The following is a 14,614-nucleotide window of genomic DNA, read 5'->3' as shown; positions in this document are numbered from 1 at the left end:
GGGCGACTTTGTCGTCCTTTTTTAGGAGAGAAAATGACTGATTTTAAAATATACTATACTTCTGATGTTCATGGTTATTTGATGCCAACCGACTACATTAGTTCTGATAGTCAATCACTTGGTTTAGCAAATGTAGCAGCGAACTATCATAAAGATGAAAATACAATTGTAATTGATGGGGGTGATATGTTTCAGGGGTCACCTATGTTGCAATATTTACAACAACATGATGACTTAGATGCTGTTGCAACCGCAATGAATATAGCTGGATATGATTTTGTGACACTTGGTAACCATGATTTTAATTATGGTTACCAAGAATTAGAAAAACACTTACATAATTTAGATGCAGTAGTTGTTGCTGAAAATGTTACTGATTTAAATGGTGTATCACGTTACCCCGCTCAAATTAAAGAACTACCCAATGGCACTAAATTAGGAATTATCGGATTAGTAACTGATTATATTAATGTTTGGGAAAATCCTGAGCATCTTAGTGGTGTGAAGATTGAGTCGCCACTAAAAAAAGCCAAAACTGTGGTTGACAAATTGCGAGAGTCTGTGGATATAGTAGTAGGTGTATACCATGGTGGTTATGAGAGAGATTTAAATACAGGAGAATTATTGAGTACAACAAAAGAAAATATTGCCTATGAATTAACAGAAACGCTAGATTTAGACATTCTATTGACCGGACATCAACATGGGAATGTCATGCCACAGGTAATTAATAATGTGCTCACGTTGCAAATGCCTAATCAAGGAAAAATGTTTGCAGAAATCATTGGTAAAAAAAATAACGGTCAATGGGAGATAAGTGCAACAACAAAGCAAGCTGGTAGTGTTTCTCACAAAAAGATTTTAGAAGTGTTATCACCATTAGAGAATAAAGTTCATAAATGGTTAGATCAACCAATTGCACATTTAATCAATGCAGTCCCAATTCAATCACCACTGCATTTAGCCCAATATGGCAATGATATTCTTCAGTTAATTGCCCATGTCGAATTAGAGGCTTCGAAAGCAGATTTAGCGTTAGTTAGTTTAAATAATAATGACTCGACTTTTCCACAAAAATTAACGCTACGACACATCTTACAAAACTATCCTTTTGATAATACTTTGGTCATAAAAAAGATATTTGGCAAACAGTTAAAAGAAAGTTTAGAGCATACTGCTGAATATTTTAAACTATCTAAAGGTGAGTTAATGATTAATGACGAATGGTTAGTACCTAAAGTAGAGCACTATAACTATGATTTAGTTTATGGGTTGTCTTATACGATTGATGTTACACGACCGGTTGGTAATCGTATTACGAACTTGTTGTATAAAGGAAATAAGATAGAGGATACAGACAGTTTTTCAGTGGCTATGAATAGTTATCGTGCTGTAGGTGGCGGAGATTATCAAGCATATGCTGAGGCAGATACTATATATAGTGGTGATCAAACTGTTCAAGATATGTTGATTAACTATTTTAAAACACAAAATCAGTTACCAAAAACGCCAGAACTACAGTTAAAGGTTATTTACTAAACAAAAACGTGTAATAAGTATATTAAATAATACTACGTAACATAACTGAAACGCTTACGATGTTTACCTATTATATTTTGCGCATAGAATAATTCACATAACGTAAGACATAAAACAGAACGTAAATTGTTCAAATTAAAAGAGGTAAAACATACATGTTTAGTTTCACAAAATCAATCACAATTGCTGCTGGTGTTGCCGGAGCAATGGCATTCGGAGCATCAAATGCAAGTGCAGATACAAATACACAAAACTTACCAACAGACTATGTTGTTAAGTCAGGTGATACTCTAAATAAGCTATCAGTAGAATTTAACACTTCAGTTGAAAAGATTGCAGCAAATAACAACATCTCAGATGTTAACTTGATTGTTGTAGGACAACATTTGAGTTTAGCTGATAAAGTAGCACAAGATACACCATCTGTTGCGGCACAAGCACCAGTTGCTGCCACACAAGTACAAGCACAAGCTCCGGTGCAACAATATACTGCAGCACCTGTGCAACAAACTGTATCACCACAAGTATCATCATCTTCAGCATTAGATGCATTGATTGCTCGTGAATCTGGTGGAAACACAAGTGCAACAAACGGACAATATTATGGTATTGGTCAATTATCACCAGAAGCACGTGCAATGTATGGTGGAAACTCATCAGACTATAATGATCAATTGAATGCCATGAAGTCATACATCTCTGCTCGTTATGGTACTGCAGAAAATGCGTGGGCTCATTCACAAGCTACTGGTTGGTATTAATTCAATAATCATGAAAAAGAGCCTGTTAAACAGGTTCTTTTTTTGTATAATGAATTTATGCAGATAAATTATGATTTTTTAGAAGACTATTATTTTGAACGTAAAAATTTTAAAGTGAAAAATAGAGTAGTAATGGCACCTACAACATTGCGCGCTTCTTTTGAAGACGGTAGTGTAACAGAAGATGAGCTGCGTTACTATGTATTAAGAAGCAAAGGTGTCGGTATGGTCATTACCGAAGCTGCTTATGTTAACAAACTAGCTCGAGGGTGGGAAGGGGCTATTTCTGCTGCGGAAGATGATAAGATTGATAGTTTACGACGGTTATCATCGGCTATTCAGTCAGGCGGTGCCAAATCAATACTTCAACTATATGCTGCTGGTAGGGAAACAACATCAGAAATTTTGAGAGGACAACAACCAGTTTCGGCATCAGCTGTGCCATACCCAAAGGGAGACCATGAGGTTCCACGTGATTTGACACATCAAGAAGTTGCTGACCTAATTGATGATTTTGCTCGTGCAACCAAGCGTGCGATATTAGCGGGTTTTGATGGAGTTGAAATTCATGGTGCAAACCAATATTTAGTTCAACAATTCTTCTCGCCTGATAGTAATCAGAGAGAAGATGTTTGGGGAGGAACTAACGACAAGCGTGCGCGCTTTGGTTTGGCGTTAACAGCTAAAATAGCACAGATCATTGAGAAGTATGCTGGTAAACCATTTTTATTGGGCTATCGACAATCTCCAGAGGAGTCTATAACACCGGGCATTAGCTTAGAAGATTCACTTAATTTTGCAAAAAAGTTAAGTAAATTACCAGTAGATTATATTCACTTATCTCTAAAAGATGCCTTTCAATCTTCTTTTCGTAACAAACAAGATAAAACTGCCATAATTGAAAAGTATAAAAAAGTTTTACCTGAAAACTATCCCATAATGGTAGCTGGATTGTTGAAAAAACCAGACCAAGTAGAGTCGATATTGGATTATGGGGCAACTTTTGCCGCATTAGGTAGACAACTTATTATTGATCCTAATTGGGTTCAAAAAGTTATCGATGATGATGAAAAAAGTATTCGATATGCTATGGCACCAGCTGATTTTGAATTGTTGTGTATTCCCAAACCACTTAAGGATTGGCTATTAACACGTTTTAGAAATGGATTCCCAGTAACTACTGATGCAGAGTTCGACGATAAACATCCTTGGTTGTATTATAAGCACCAATTGATTTCAGAACCTAAGCAGATCGATCCTAAAAAATTAATGACTTTAAAACGAAAAAAAGATAATTAATAAAATTAATTTGAAAAAGTGTTGACGATAATACCAATAGTTGATATACTAATATAGTTGTCTGATACAGATCAGACATCACTGACCATGGCTCGTTGGTCAAGTGGCTAAGACGCTGCCCTTTCACGGCGGAATCGAGAGTTCGATTCTCTCACGAGCTATATCAAGTCGCAACTTCGGTTGCGGCTTTTTATATTCAAAAACAGCCTTATAAAAGTAAGGCTGTTTTTTTGTATTATAGGCGAATTAAGCGTATAATTAAAACACTTAATTTTAAGAGAGTGAGATGCATTTTGAATAATCAAATTAAAGTTGAAGAAACGCAATATCTTGATAAAACGCTAAAGGCTATGAAAAAGTCACTAAAAACGACTGAAGACGAGATTAAACGTACCAACAAAAATATCGATAGTGTATCTCAAAGTTGGGGGGATGTGCGTTTAAAAACGGATACCTACTCGGGCATTGTTGAAACAGCTGCTTCTATTCGCCAGCAACAGCAAATGCTATCAGAACGAGAGAACTCTAAGACACGTGCAGAACGTCGTTACGTGACACTTAACAATCAAATAAAAAAACCATATTTTGCTCGCATTGACTTCAGTGAATCAGTCACTGATAGTGGTGAAGCAGAGGCAATATATATAGGATTAGGTTCTTTTAGTGATGATGAAAATAAATTTTTAGTTTATGATTGGCGAGCACCTGTTGCTTCAATTTATTATGATGGCGGCATTGGAGATGTGACCTATTTAACACCTGATGGACCACAAAGTGCACATGTCACCCTAAAGCGGCAGTTTCAGATTGAAGACGGTATCATTGTCACGCTTTTTGACACAGAGGAAGCCATTGGTGATGCCATGTTGATGAATGCTCTATCTGGTGAATCATCAACTAAAATGAAGTCAATTGTGACAACTATTCAAAAAGAACAAAATAAAATCATACGAAATACTTCGGCAGATTTGTTATTTGTACAAGGAGCGGCAGGGTCAGGGAAGACAGCAGCAGTGCTACAACGTGTCGCCTATTTGTTATATCGTTATCGAGGCAAATTAACTTCGGGACAAGTTGTATTATTTAGTCCTAACCAATTATTTAACGATTATATTAATCAGGTGTTGCCAGAGTTAGGTGAGCAAAACATGGTGCAAATGACATTTTATCAATATGCCTCACGTAGATTGCCTAAGATTAGTGTGGAAACGTTACAGGAAAGATTTGAACATAATCAGACAGATTCAAAAATAAACATGGCAAAAGGTAGTTTAGCCATGTTCAATGCTGTAACTAATTATGCAAATCACTTGAACAGGTCTGACATTAAAATACGATCGTTGAAATTTCGCGGAGAACCGCTCATTACAAAAGAGCGTATAACCGATATTTACTATCAGTATAATGAGAACTATAAATTGAGTCAGCGGTTGGATGCAACACGAGATACTTTGATGCGTGTTTTGAGTTCTCGTATTGGAACTGAAATGCGTAAAGACTGGGTTGAATTGGAAATAGAGAACTTATCCAAACAGGAGTATGACGAACTAGTTGGAGCGGGGAAGGTCCGTATTGGGGATGACCAAGAAAACGATGCTGCATCGCGTACTAGACAAGCTCAGTTAGGTGAAGGACCAAAAGCAAAAGAATTTGGTAGCGAAAAAGCAGAGCGTCAATTCTTATCACGGCAAATTGTGACACGAGCCTTGCGACCTATAGCTCGGCAAATTAGACGAAACAGTTTTTTAAACATTAGTGCACAGTTTGTGGATTTTTTGAGACAAGCCCACCTTTACTTCGATTTATCATTGTTTGATATAGCAATCAATGATTGGCATCAACATGTTGAAGATGTCATACTTTCATTAAAGAATAAACAGCTGTCTTTGGCTGATACAACACTCTATTTGTATTTATACGATTTAATTTCAGGGAAGACAGGGGAACGTGATATTCGTTTCTTATTTATTGACGAAATTCAAGATTATACTCCTTTTCAGCTAGCTTTTCTGAAGTTTAGTTTCCCAAAAGCTAAGTTTACAGTGTTGGGGGATCTTAATCAGGCTATTTTTACAAAAGATAACGCGAATAATTTAGAACGTGATTTCGCATCATTATTTGATAAAGATAAAGTAGACCATGTTAAATTAACGCAAACGTATCGATCAACTCAGCAAATCACTGATTTTACAAAGTTTATCTTAAAAGATGGTCAAACAATTGATGCGTTCAATAGAGATGGTCAAAAACCTGAGATCTATATCCTTGATAATCAAGAGGCCATGTTGAATCAACTTCGTCGCCAGTTGGACATTCATAAGAGACAACAAGAGACCACTGCCATTATTACCAAAACGCGATCAGAAGCACAATACTTATCAGAAGCTTTAAAAGGAACCGCTGTGACACTGATTCAATCTGAAAATCAACGTCTAGCACAAGGGGCAATTATCGTCCCTTCATATTTAGCCAAAGGGTTGGAATTTGACGCTGTGATTATTTGGCACGCAGATAATCAATATTATGGCGATGAGTCAGACAGACGATTACTTTATACTGTGGCAAGTCGTGCAATGCATAGTTTGACATTACTAGCTGAAAATAGTTTATCGAATTTGATTGATGATGTACCAAACTCGTTATATAGGGTGAATGAATGAATGGTTTAGTAAAAGCAATAGAGTCTAGATATCATGGTGAGTTTATGACTGTTGCTATTGCAGGATCAGTAGCTGTAGGTAAAAGTACATTTGCTAACGAGCTCGCAGAAAAACTGAAAATCAATGTTGCTGTGGTTAGTACAGATGATTTTTTATTTTCCAATCAGTTCTTACAAGAGCATCAACTATTTGATAGAAAAGGATTTCCTGAAACCTATGATTTAGATGCTTTAACTAAACTGATTGCACAATTCAAATCTGGAAATCAGTTAGTTCGGATACCGCATTATGATCAAAAAATTGCAGACATTGATCATAATGTGACACGGATAGTAAATAAACCAGATATTCTAATTATTGAAGGTGTTGTTGCGCTGCAATTATCGATTATTGATTTTAAAATTTATCTCGATGCAACAATTGAAAACATTAAGCGATGGTACTTGACTAGGACATTAGAATTGACAGAAAAAGCTAAACATGATCCTAATTCGTGGCGTCATCAATACGCTCACATGCCAGTTAAGGAGTTTACTAAACTAGTTATGGCGGTTTGGGAAAATACAAACCAGGTTAACTTAGATAAGTACATTTCACCGTCAAAAAGTAATGCTGATGCTATTGTTTATTTAAATGAGAATCATCAAGTTGAAAAAATTGAATATGTTTAATAAAAATGTTGTCAACTTTGTTGACAACATTTTTGGTTAGAGGTAAGATAATGAGCATGGTCAAACAACAAAATATACGACTATGTTTAAGTATTATTATTTTAAATATAAAAATTAAAGAGGGATAAAAAACATGAGTGATGAAATACGTGACACCCATGGTAAGCCAATCAATCGCATGGCGATGATGATGGTTTTACTGGTCGGTGTCTTTTCTGTAATGTTAATGCAGACAGCTTTGGGGACAGCGTTACCTTCCTTAATGAAGGCATTTGATGTTAATGCTTCCACAGTTCAATGGTTAACCACTATCTTCTTAATGGCTAATGGAATTATGGTGCCTGTTTCCGCATTTTTAACAACTAGAATTCCTACAAAAACTCTATATTTGTCGGCAATGGCACTGTTTACAGTCGGGACTTTAGTAGCGTTTATGACACCTACAAGTGCATTTTGGTTATTAATGGTGGCACGTGTGCTACAGGCGATGGCAGTTGGCGTGTTGATGCCATTGATGCAGGTAGTATCACTCTCGTTATTCGATGCTAAATCTCGTGGAAAAGCGATGGGGTTAGGTGGGTTAGTTATAGGTATGGCACCAGCTATTGGCCCTACAATGTCAGGATGGATTTTAGAAAAAGATCACACCATTCTAGGATTCACTTTACAAAATTCGTGGCGTTCAATATTTGGTGTTGTGTTACCTGTTGTGATTATTATTATGATTGCTTCAATATTTATTTTTCATGATGTGCTGCCAACCCAAAAAGTAACGTTAAACATTCGGTCTTTGATTGAATCAACATTTGGATTTGGTTTAGTATTATATGGTTTTGCCATGGTTGCTTCAAATGGCTGGGGCAGTTCGAAAGTTATTATCCCGTTAGTCATTGGATTCTTGATTGTTATCGAGTTCATGTGGCATCAATCTAAAATGGAAAATCCTTTTCTGGATATGTCTGTATTTAAGTCAAAACAATTTACAATTACAACTATATTAGTATCATTAGCTATGATGTCTATGATTGGTGTTGAAATGGTTTTGCCAATCTATATGCAAAATATTCGTGGATTAACACCGTTGGATTCGGGATTAACTTTACTACCTGGTGCTTTAATGATGGGAATCGTATCACCAATTGCAGGTGCCTTTTATGATAAACATGGCGCTAAACGATTAGCTATTACTGGTTTTGCTGTGTTGATGATTGGTACGGTGCCGTTATTTTACTTAACAGCTACGACACCAACATTTTATATTACATCGTTATACACTTTGCGTATGTTTGGGATTGCAATGACAATGATGCCCTTAACAGCATCGGCTATGGGTGCCTTGTCTCCTAAAACTGCTGCGCAAGGAACTGCGGCCAACAACACTATGAGACAAATTGCTTCTTCTTTGGGAACAGCTGTACTTGCTTCTGTAATGCAGTCTGTGACTAAAGATAATATGCCAAAGTCGGCACTTAGAGGACAGGACCCACTAGAATTTGGTAAAAAGGCATTAGATGCAACGTTAAATGGTTTTCATGCCTCATTCATACTGGCTGCAGGATTTTCTCTTGTAGCACTTGTTGTGGCATTTACATTGCATAGTGGTAAGATTACCTTGTCTAATAAGGAGGAAGCATAATATGATTATTCTAATTATGGCATTATTTGCTGCATTTGCTTTTTTCGGTAATATGATGATTAAATCCTCTCCTTTAAGATATTTGGTTACGGTGTTGATGTTTGCGAGTTTGATTGCCAGTGTTGTTGCTATTGTAGCTAACATGCATGATCATTATGGAATGGAAACAGAAACAACAACACAAAAGACACAGATTTTTTCAGCTGGATCAGAACAACAAAGTTTTGGTTTATTACTTTATCAAACTGTAGGTACATCAGGTAAAGAAAATGCGTATATCTATAAGCAAGTCAATACTGATAAAAATGTAACGATTTCCAAGCCGGATCTAAATACAACATCAGAGCGTGAAAATATTTCGGGAAACAAAGCTTATCGTGTGGTAGAAACAACACGTTATGTTTACAAATCAGATTTGTATCGTCTAATCTTTGGTATTGCAGATAATAATCGTGAACTAAAAAGTAAACATGTGATATATCAAGTGCCTGATACCTGGGTAGCTATGACAACTAAGCAAGCCAAATCGTTACCAAGTAAATTAGCACCAAAAAATGATGACGAAAAAGCTGTTGTTGCAGTACAGCAACAACAATTAGCAGCTTTAGCGAAAACTGATCCTGACAAGGCGGCAACACTGCAGGTTCAACAAGTTAAAAAAATATTAAACATTCAATAATAATATTTGGTTAATAAAAGCGACAACACGTATTTTTAAAGTGTTGTCGCTTTTATGCTATGATGATAAAAATAAATCAGTTCTTCAAGTATTCAAAATATGGTAGGAGTTTAGGATGCATTTTTTTATTAACAAAGCGTTAGGGAATAGTAATAGCGGTGTAGAACATGCGCAATTTAACCGAGCACGATATTTTAAGCAGCGCAATTTGTCTTTTAAATATGTTTTCACCGCTTTTCTACCTAACATGCATCAATATATGTCAAAATGGAAAATTGCTGAGAAAGAAGTGATTGGCTTGTATAACTATTTTTTAAGTGACGATCCGGATGAATACTTAGAAAAAGGCAATCTTGTGGTGAGTACATTTAATGAACAAAAACTGTTGGACACTAACGGTACAACCAGAGTGATTATGCAACAAACCAGCGGTAATTACTCTGCAAGGGTATACAAACACGAGTCATATGATACGCAGGGGAATCAGAAAATTAGTCATACAAGCCGAGTTATATTAACTAGTGCAAAGAGATGTATGCAATGGCAAAATAAAAACACACCATTAGGTCAAAAAATGGTAGATATTCATTTAGATAATTTCCGTGGGAAAAATTATTATTTTGCCACATTTGAAGAACTGTTGCGCTTTTTTTATCAAGAATTAGAACATCACTTTCAAAATAATCAATACTTTATTGATCGAGGTGACGAAAATGAAGAAGTGCTTTTGTCGTTAAAGTCTAGCTATGATTTTAAAATCATTATTATCATTCATGCTGAACATTTTGTGGGTCAATTAGGGACCTATAATGTATGGAACAATCATTATCAGTATCTTTTCAATCATGTGGAAGACATTGATTGTATTGTCGTTTCAACCGCATTACAGAAGCATGATATAATTCACCAGCTAGCCATGAATGAAGAGACGTTGAATCAAAAAATTATTGTCATTCCTGTGGGGGGGATAAAGAAAATAGCGCCGATACAACATTTTGATGGCGGTGTCATGAAATTTGTCACAGCATCACGTTTGCATAAAGAAAAAAATATCAAGCATATTATTTTTGCTATTGATAAGTTAAGAGAATCAGGTTATCTAGCAACTTTAGACATTTATGGAACCGGTGATGAGTTCATAAATCTTAAGAATGTCATTGCTGATAGAAATCTTAATGATATCGTGGCATTAAAAGGACACAATAGTCAAATATCTAATGTATTACAAAAATACCACGCTTTTGTCGCAGCATCATATTCGGAGGGGTTTGGCTTGACTTATGTTGAAGCTATAGAAAATGGACTGCCAATTATCAGTTATGCCAATAAGTACGGGGCACAAACATTAATCGATTCGGGTCAAAATGGGATTTTAGTGCCGATTACTATGAACGATTCTGAAAATATTTCGCAATTAACACAGGCCATGATGCATATATATAATTGTTACGATACATTGGCCATTGGAAACCAAAAAATACCATTAACATTGGAAGAAAAATATATTGCTGATAAGTGGCAAGAATTAATCGGTGGTTTAATATGACAATAGAAATTATTAAGTCATTAGTTGATGCTCAGTTATACGATGTTGCGTGGCAAATCGCACGTGTAAAGTCTGGGCAAAGTGAAGAACTTTGGGTGACAACACCACATGAAGATGCTAGTTTTTTAGCGGAAAAATTAGGGTTACCTTTAAATAAAGTATTCGATGTTTATTCGCAACAGTATTTATGTGAATTAAAAGTGCACTTAGGCATTTTTTGGACTGATCTTCCTGTGCCTAACAACGCCAAATTTATAATGGATAAAGATGGATCGAAATATGTAGTGAGTTTTGGACGCGTAATTGCAAAAATTCGTTGTTTTAATGGTTCTCCGAGAATTGTTCAATCAGTGACTTGGTTGACTAGTAGCGGTGATATTGACTATAAATCGATTTATCAACGTGATGGTCATTTATTTGCTGTGCAATACTTTAATGATAACAAGCTATTTGTTACTGAGTATTATTTTGGGTATGGTGATCGTAAGGTAACTGACTTTTACAATGAAAGTCAACGTGATTTTGTTTATGCATTCAATGATAAATATGAATCCTTTGAGCACTATGTAGCTGATGTATTACATCGTGTAACTAATAATATGTTTAATTTGACAAGAATTAATAATCTTTTAACGTTGCTACCCAACAATACTATCATTACCTTTGTTGATGGAATTACTGACGAGCATGGAGAGATTAAACCAATCATTAAACAGCTATTATCTCAATCTAAAAAATACTTTGTTGAAATTCGGGTAACAACAAAAGATTATGATTTGTTAGAAATGAGTGGCTTAAATCATAAAACACATCATATAACAATGATTTGATTAATAGTTCACATATCATCACACAAGTAGCTAATTTTGTTTTATAATGGACATGTAATACTAAAAAAATGGAGGCTATCATGGCTAAATTGACTGTTTCAGATTTGGAACTTTCAGGTAAGAAAGTATTGATGCGCGTTGACTTCAACGTGCCTATCAAGGCAGGTGTTATCGGTAACGATAACCGTATTGTGGCAGCTTTGCCAACTATCAAGTATGTTCTTGAAAATAACGGACGTGCAATTTTATTCTCACACTTGGGTCGTATCAAGTCAGAAGATGATAAGAAAGAATTATCATTGGCACCAGTTGCGACACGCTTAGGTGAGTTGTTGGGTAAAGAAGTTAAGTTTGTACCACAAACACGAGGTGCTGAATTAGAAGCTGCCGTTAATGCTTTGCAAGATGGTGAAGTGTTGATGGTTGAAAACACTCGTTTTGAAGATGTTGTAAACGGCGAAGAAGTTAAAAATGAATCAAAGAATAATCCTGAATTAGGTAAGTATTGGGCCTCATTGGGTGATGATTTGTTTATTAACGATGCATTTGGGACAGCACATCGTGCCCATGCTTCAAACGTAGGTATTTCAGCTAATGTTTCTAAGGCTGCCGCTGGATTCTTGATGGAAAAGGAAATCAAATTCTTGGGTGATGCTGTGGCTAATCCAGTGCGTCCTTTCGTTGCTATCATTGGTGGGGCTAAAGTTTCTGATAAGATTGAAATTGTTAAGTCACTACTAGCCAAAGCTGATAAAGTTATCGTTGGTGGTGGTATGGCGTATACTTTTGATGCAGCTAAAGGTAACAAGATTGGGAACTCATTGTTTGAAGCTGATAAAGTTGAACTGGCTAAAGAATTGATGGCTGAAGCTGGTGATAAGCTAGTTTTGCCAATCGATTCAATCGCAGCTGATGCTTTCTCAAATGATGCTAAAACTGAAGTTGTTGATGCTGAAGCTGGTATTCCTGATGGTTATATGGGTCTTGATATTGGACCTAAGTCAGTTCAGTTGCTACAAGACACATTAGCCGATGCAAAGACTGTTGTTTGGAATGGTCCAATGGGTGTGTTTGAAATGCCTAACTTTGCTAAGGGGACTTTGGCTATTGGTGAAGAATTAGTAACTGTTACTGAAAATGGTGGCACAACAATTGTTGGTGGTGGGGATTCAACCGCTGCTGTACAACAATTAGGTGTTGCCGACAAGCTATCGCACATCTCAACGGGTGGGGGTGCTTCGCTAGAATACTTAGAAGGTAAGGAATTGCCTGGTATTGCTGCTATCTCTGAAAAGTAATACTGTAAAAAGTACTTCTCTCTTGAAGTGCTTTTTTATTTTTCAATGAAATTTTAATGCTAAAGCATCTTTTTGTCGAAATCTGTATAATAAAATTAACGATAGAAGAATATAAGAGGAATTTGTTATGATTCGTATTTATAACACTTTGACGCGCCAAAAAGAAGTTTTTCAATCAATAACGGCCGGAGAAATAAATATGTATGTCTGTGGTCCTACCGTGTACAATTACATCCACATCGGTAATGCTAGATCAGCAGTTGCTTTTGATGTTGTTAGACGATACCTTGAATATAAAGGGTACAATGTACGTTATGTTTCTAATTTCACTGATGTTGATGATAAAATCATCAAACGTGCTCAGGATGAAGGGGTATCTGAAATCGAAATTGCAAATAAGTATGCAACAGCATTTAATGACGATACATTGCCTTTAAATATTAAACCTGCAACCATTAGATCGCGAGCGACCGAGGTGATTCCAGATATTATTACATTTGTTTCTGATCTCATAGATAAAGGGTATGCTTATGAATCTGATGGGGATGTATATTTTCGAGCTAAAAAGTTTGAAGGTTATGGTATTTTAGCGCATCAAGATTTATCTGAAATGGAAAAAAATGCTGCAGGACGACTGGATGATGTAGAGCTTAAACGGAAAGAAGATCCTATTGATTTTGCTGTTTGGAAAGCTAGTCGGAATACAACAGAAATTTCCTGGCAGTCACCATGGGGGATGGGAAGACCTGGATGGCATATTGAATGCTCTGTTATGGCTCAAAAATATCTAGCAGACACCATTGATATTCATGGGGGTGGAATTGACTTAGCATTTCCACATCATACCAATGAAATTGCTCAATCCGAAGCGCGAACAGGGGCAAAGTTTGTTAATTATTGGATGCATAATGGTTTTGTTAATGTGAACAATATCAAGATGTCAAAATCGTTAGGAAATTTCACAACAATACATGATTTGTTGACCATTTATCCAGATCCAATGGCGATAAGGTACTTACTGGCAACAACACAATATCGACATCCTATTAACTATAACGACGATACACTAAAACAAGCGCAAGTCGAACTTGATAGAATACGAACAGCCTATAGGAATCTTTATTTTAGTTTGAATTCTGGTAAAGAATTTACTGATGAAAAGTTAGAATTACAAGTGAAAAAATATGTTCAAGATTTTGAGATTGCAATGGATGATGATTTTAATACCCAAAATGCTTTAGCAGCCATTTTTGGGTTGGTTAGTTTGGCCAATGATTATGTTGATCATAATGATATTGCAAAAAAATCAGCGCAAAAACTGGCAGATAAACTGGCAAAGCTGATGTCAATATTTGGTGTAAAAGAATTATTGGAAGAGCAGGTACTCACTGCACAGCAGACACAGTTATTAAGTGATAGAGTAGAAGCTCGCAAAAATCATGACTTTGAGTTAGCTGATCATATAAGAAATGAGTTGAATCAGTTAGGAATTATTGTTGAAGATAGTCCACAAGGCCAACGTTGGCATAATAAGTAATCAAGCAGCCGAGAGGCTGCTTTTTTAAAAAGCGAACGATAAAAAGGAATATGGATATATAGCGAATAAAAAGCGAACGTGAGAGGGAAAGAAAGAAGGAAGTAAAAGGAAAGTAAAAAAAGTAAAGAAGAGGTGTTGACTGAGGGGAAGAAAGTTGC

11 protein-coding genes and 1 tRNA gene are annotated in these 14,614 nt (G+C 36.0%); all 12 read left to right on the top strand.

What is annotated here, in order from left to right; genetic code table 11:
• Positions 1–33 precede the first annotated feature (33 nt).
• The 12 genes from K5Q12_RS06055 (at position 34) to cysS (ending at position 14,456) form a co-directional block, all read left to right on the top strand.
• A complete protein-coding gene (locus K5Q12_RS06055; protein WP_220742816.1) occupies positions 34–1,539 on the top strand; it encodes a bifunctional metallophosphatase/5'-nucleotidase in 1,506 nt (501 codons plus the stop codon).
• A gap of 155 nt (positions 1,540–1,694) precedes the next feature.
• Positions 1,695–2,300 (top strand): LysM peptidoglycan-binding domain-containing protein, encoded by a 606-nt coding sequence (locus K5Q12_RS06050; RefSeq protein WP_220742815.1) that lies wholly within the window; start codon positions 1,695–1,697, stop codon positions 2,298–2,300.
• A gap of 57 nt (positions 2,301–2,357) precedes the next feature.
• Entirely contained in the window at positions 2,358–3,599 is a 1,242-nt protein-coding gene (locus K5Q12_RS06045; protein ID WP_220742814.1) for an NADH-dependent flavin oxidoreductase, read from the top strand.
• Positions 3,600–3,688: 89 nt separating this feature from the next.
• Positions 3,689–3,760: transfer RNA gene (locus K5Q12_RS06040), tRNA-Glu, on the top strand.
• A gap of 132 nt (positions 3,761–3,892) precedes the next feature.
• Complete coding sequence (helD, locus tag K5Q12_RS06035) at positions 3,893–6,259, top strand: RNA polymerase recycling motor HelD (RefSeq protein ID WP_220742813.1); 2,367 nt, start codon at positions 3,893–3,895, stop codon at positions 6,257–6,259.
• Positions 6,256–6,930, top strand: a complete 675-nt coding sequence (locus K5Q12_RS06030) for a type I pantothenate kinase (protein WP_220742812.1) — start codon at positions 6,256–6,258, stop codon at positions 6,928–6,930. Before helD ends, K5Q12_RS06030 begins: the two co-directional genes overlap by 4 nt.
• Before the next feature lie 133 nt (positions 6,931–7,063).
• On the top strand, positions 7,064–8,566 hold the full coding sequence (locus K5Q12_RS06025; protein WP_220742811.1) for an MDR family MFS transporter: 1,503 nt from the start codon (positions 7,064–7,066) through the stop codon (positions 8,564–8,566).
• A gap of 1 nt (position 8,567) precedes the next feature.
• A complete protein-coding gene (locus tag K5Q12_RS06020) occupies positions 8,568–9,245 on the top strand; it encodes a DUF4811 domain-containing protein (protein WP_220742810.1) in 678 nt (225 codons plus the stop codon).
• Positions 9,246–9,360: 115 nt separating this feature from the next.
• Complete coding sequence (locus K5Q12_RS06015; protein WP_220742809.1) at positions 9,361–10,791, top strand: glycosyltransferase; 1,431 nt, start codon at positions 9,361–9,363, stop codon at positions 10,789–10,791.
• Positions 10,788–11,621 carry a glycosyltransferase gene (locus tag K5Q12_RS06010; protein WP_220742808.1) on the top strand — a complete coding sequence of 278 codons (834 nt, stop codon included), beginning with the start codon at positions 10,788–10,790 and terminating at the stop codon, positions 11,619–11,621. Before K5Q12_RS06015 ends, K5Q12_RS06010 begins: the two co-directional genes overlap by 4 nt.
• An 80-nt stretch (positions 11,622–11,701) precedes the next feature.
• Positions 11,702–12,919, top strand: a complete 1,218-nt coding sequence (locus tag K5Q12_RS06005) for a phosphoglycerate kinase (protein WP_220742807.1) — start codon at positions 11,702–11,704, stop codon at positions 12,917–12,919.
• Positions 12,920–13,046: 127 nt separating this feature from the next.
• Positions 13,047–14,456, top strand: coding sequence for a cysteine--tRNA ligase (cysS, locus tag K5Q12_RS06000; protein WP_220742806.1), 1,410 nt, complete (start codon positions 13,047–13,049; stop codon positions 14,454–14,456).
• Positions 14,457–14,614: the final 158 nt, after the last annotated feature.

It is taken from the genome of Leuconostoc palmae (assembly GCF_019656075.1).
GTDB lineage: Bacteria > Bacillota > Bacilli > Lactobacillales > Lactobacillaceae > Leuconostoc > Leuconostoc palmae.
This window is presented reverse-complemented; position numbering and strand designations above follow the sequence as displayed.

Bases quoted from the DNA above. Each gene is read 5' to 3' on its own strand.
- K5Q12_RS06050 (WP_220742815.1), top strand. From the start codon at position 1,695: ATGTTTAGTTTCACAAAATCAATCACAATTGCTGCTGGTGTTGCCGGA.
- K5Q12_RS06025 (WP_220742811.1), top strand. From the start codon at position 7,064: ATGAGTGATGAAATACGTGACACCCATGGTAAGCCAATCAATCGCATG.
- K5Q12_RS06055 (WP_220742816.1), top strand. From the start codon at position 34: ATGACTGATTTTAAAATATACTATACTTCTGATGTTCATGGTTATTTG.
- K5Q12_RS06005 (WP_220742807.1), top strand. From the start codon at position 11,702: ATGGCTAAATTGACTGTTTCAGATTTGGAACTTTCAGGTAAGAAAGTA.
- cysS (WP_220742806.1), top strand. From the start codon at position 13,047: ATGATTCGTATTTATAACACTTTGACGCGCCAAAAAGAAGTTTTTCAA.
- K5Q12_RS06030 (WP_220742812.1), top strand. From the start codon at position 6,256: ATGAATGGTTTAGTAAAAGCAATAGAGTCTAGATATCATGGTGAGTTT.
- K5Q12_RS06045 (WP_220742814.1), top strand. From the start codon at position 2,358: ATGCAGATAAATTATGATTTTTTAGAAGACTATTATTTTGAACGTAAA.
- K5Q12_RS06010 (WP_220742808.1), top strand. From the start codon at position 10,788: ATGACAATAGAAATTATTAAGTCATTAGTTGATGCTCAGTTATACGAT.
- K5Q12_RS06015 (WP_220742809.1), top strand. From the start codon at position 9,361: ATGCATTTTTTTATTAACAAAGCGTTAGGGAATAGTAATAGCGGTGTA.
- K5Q12_RS06020 (WP_220742810.1), top strand. From the start codon at position 8,568: ATGATTATTCTAATTATGGCATTATTTGCTGCATTTGCTTTTTTCGGT.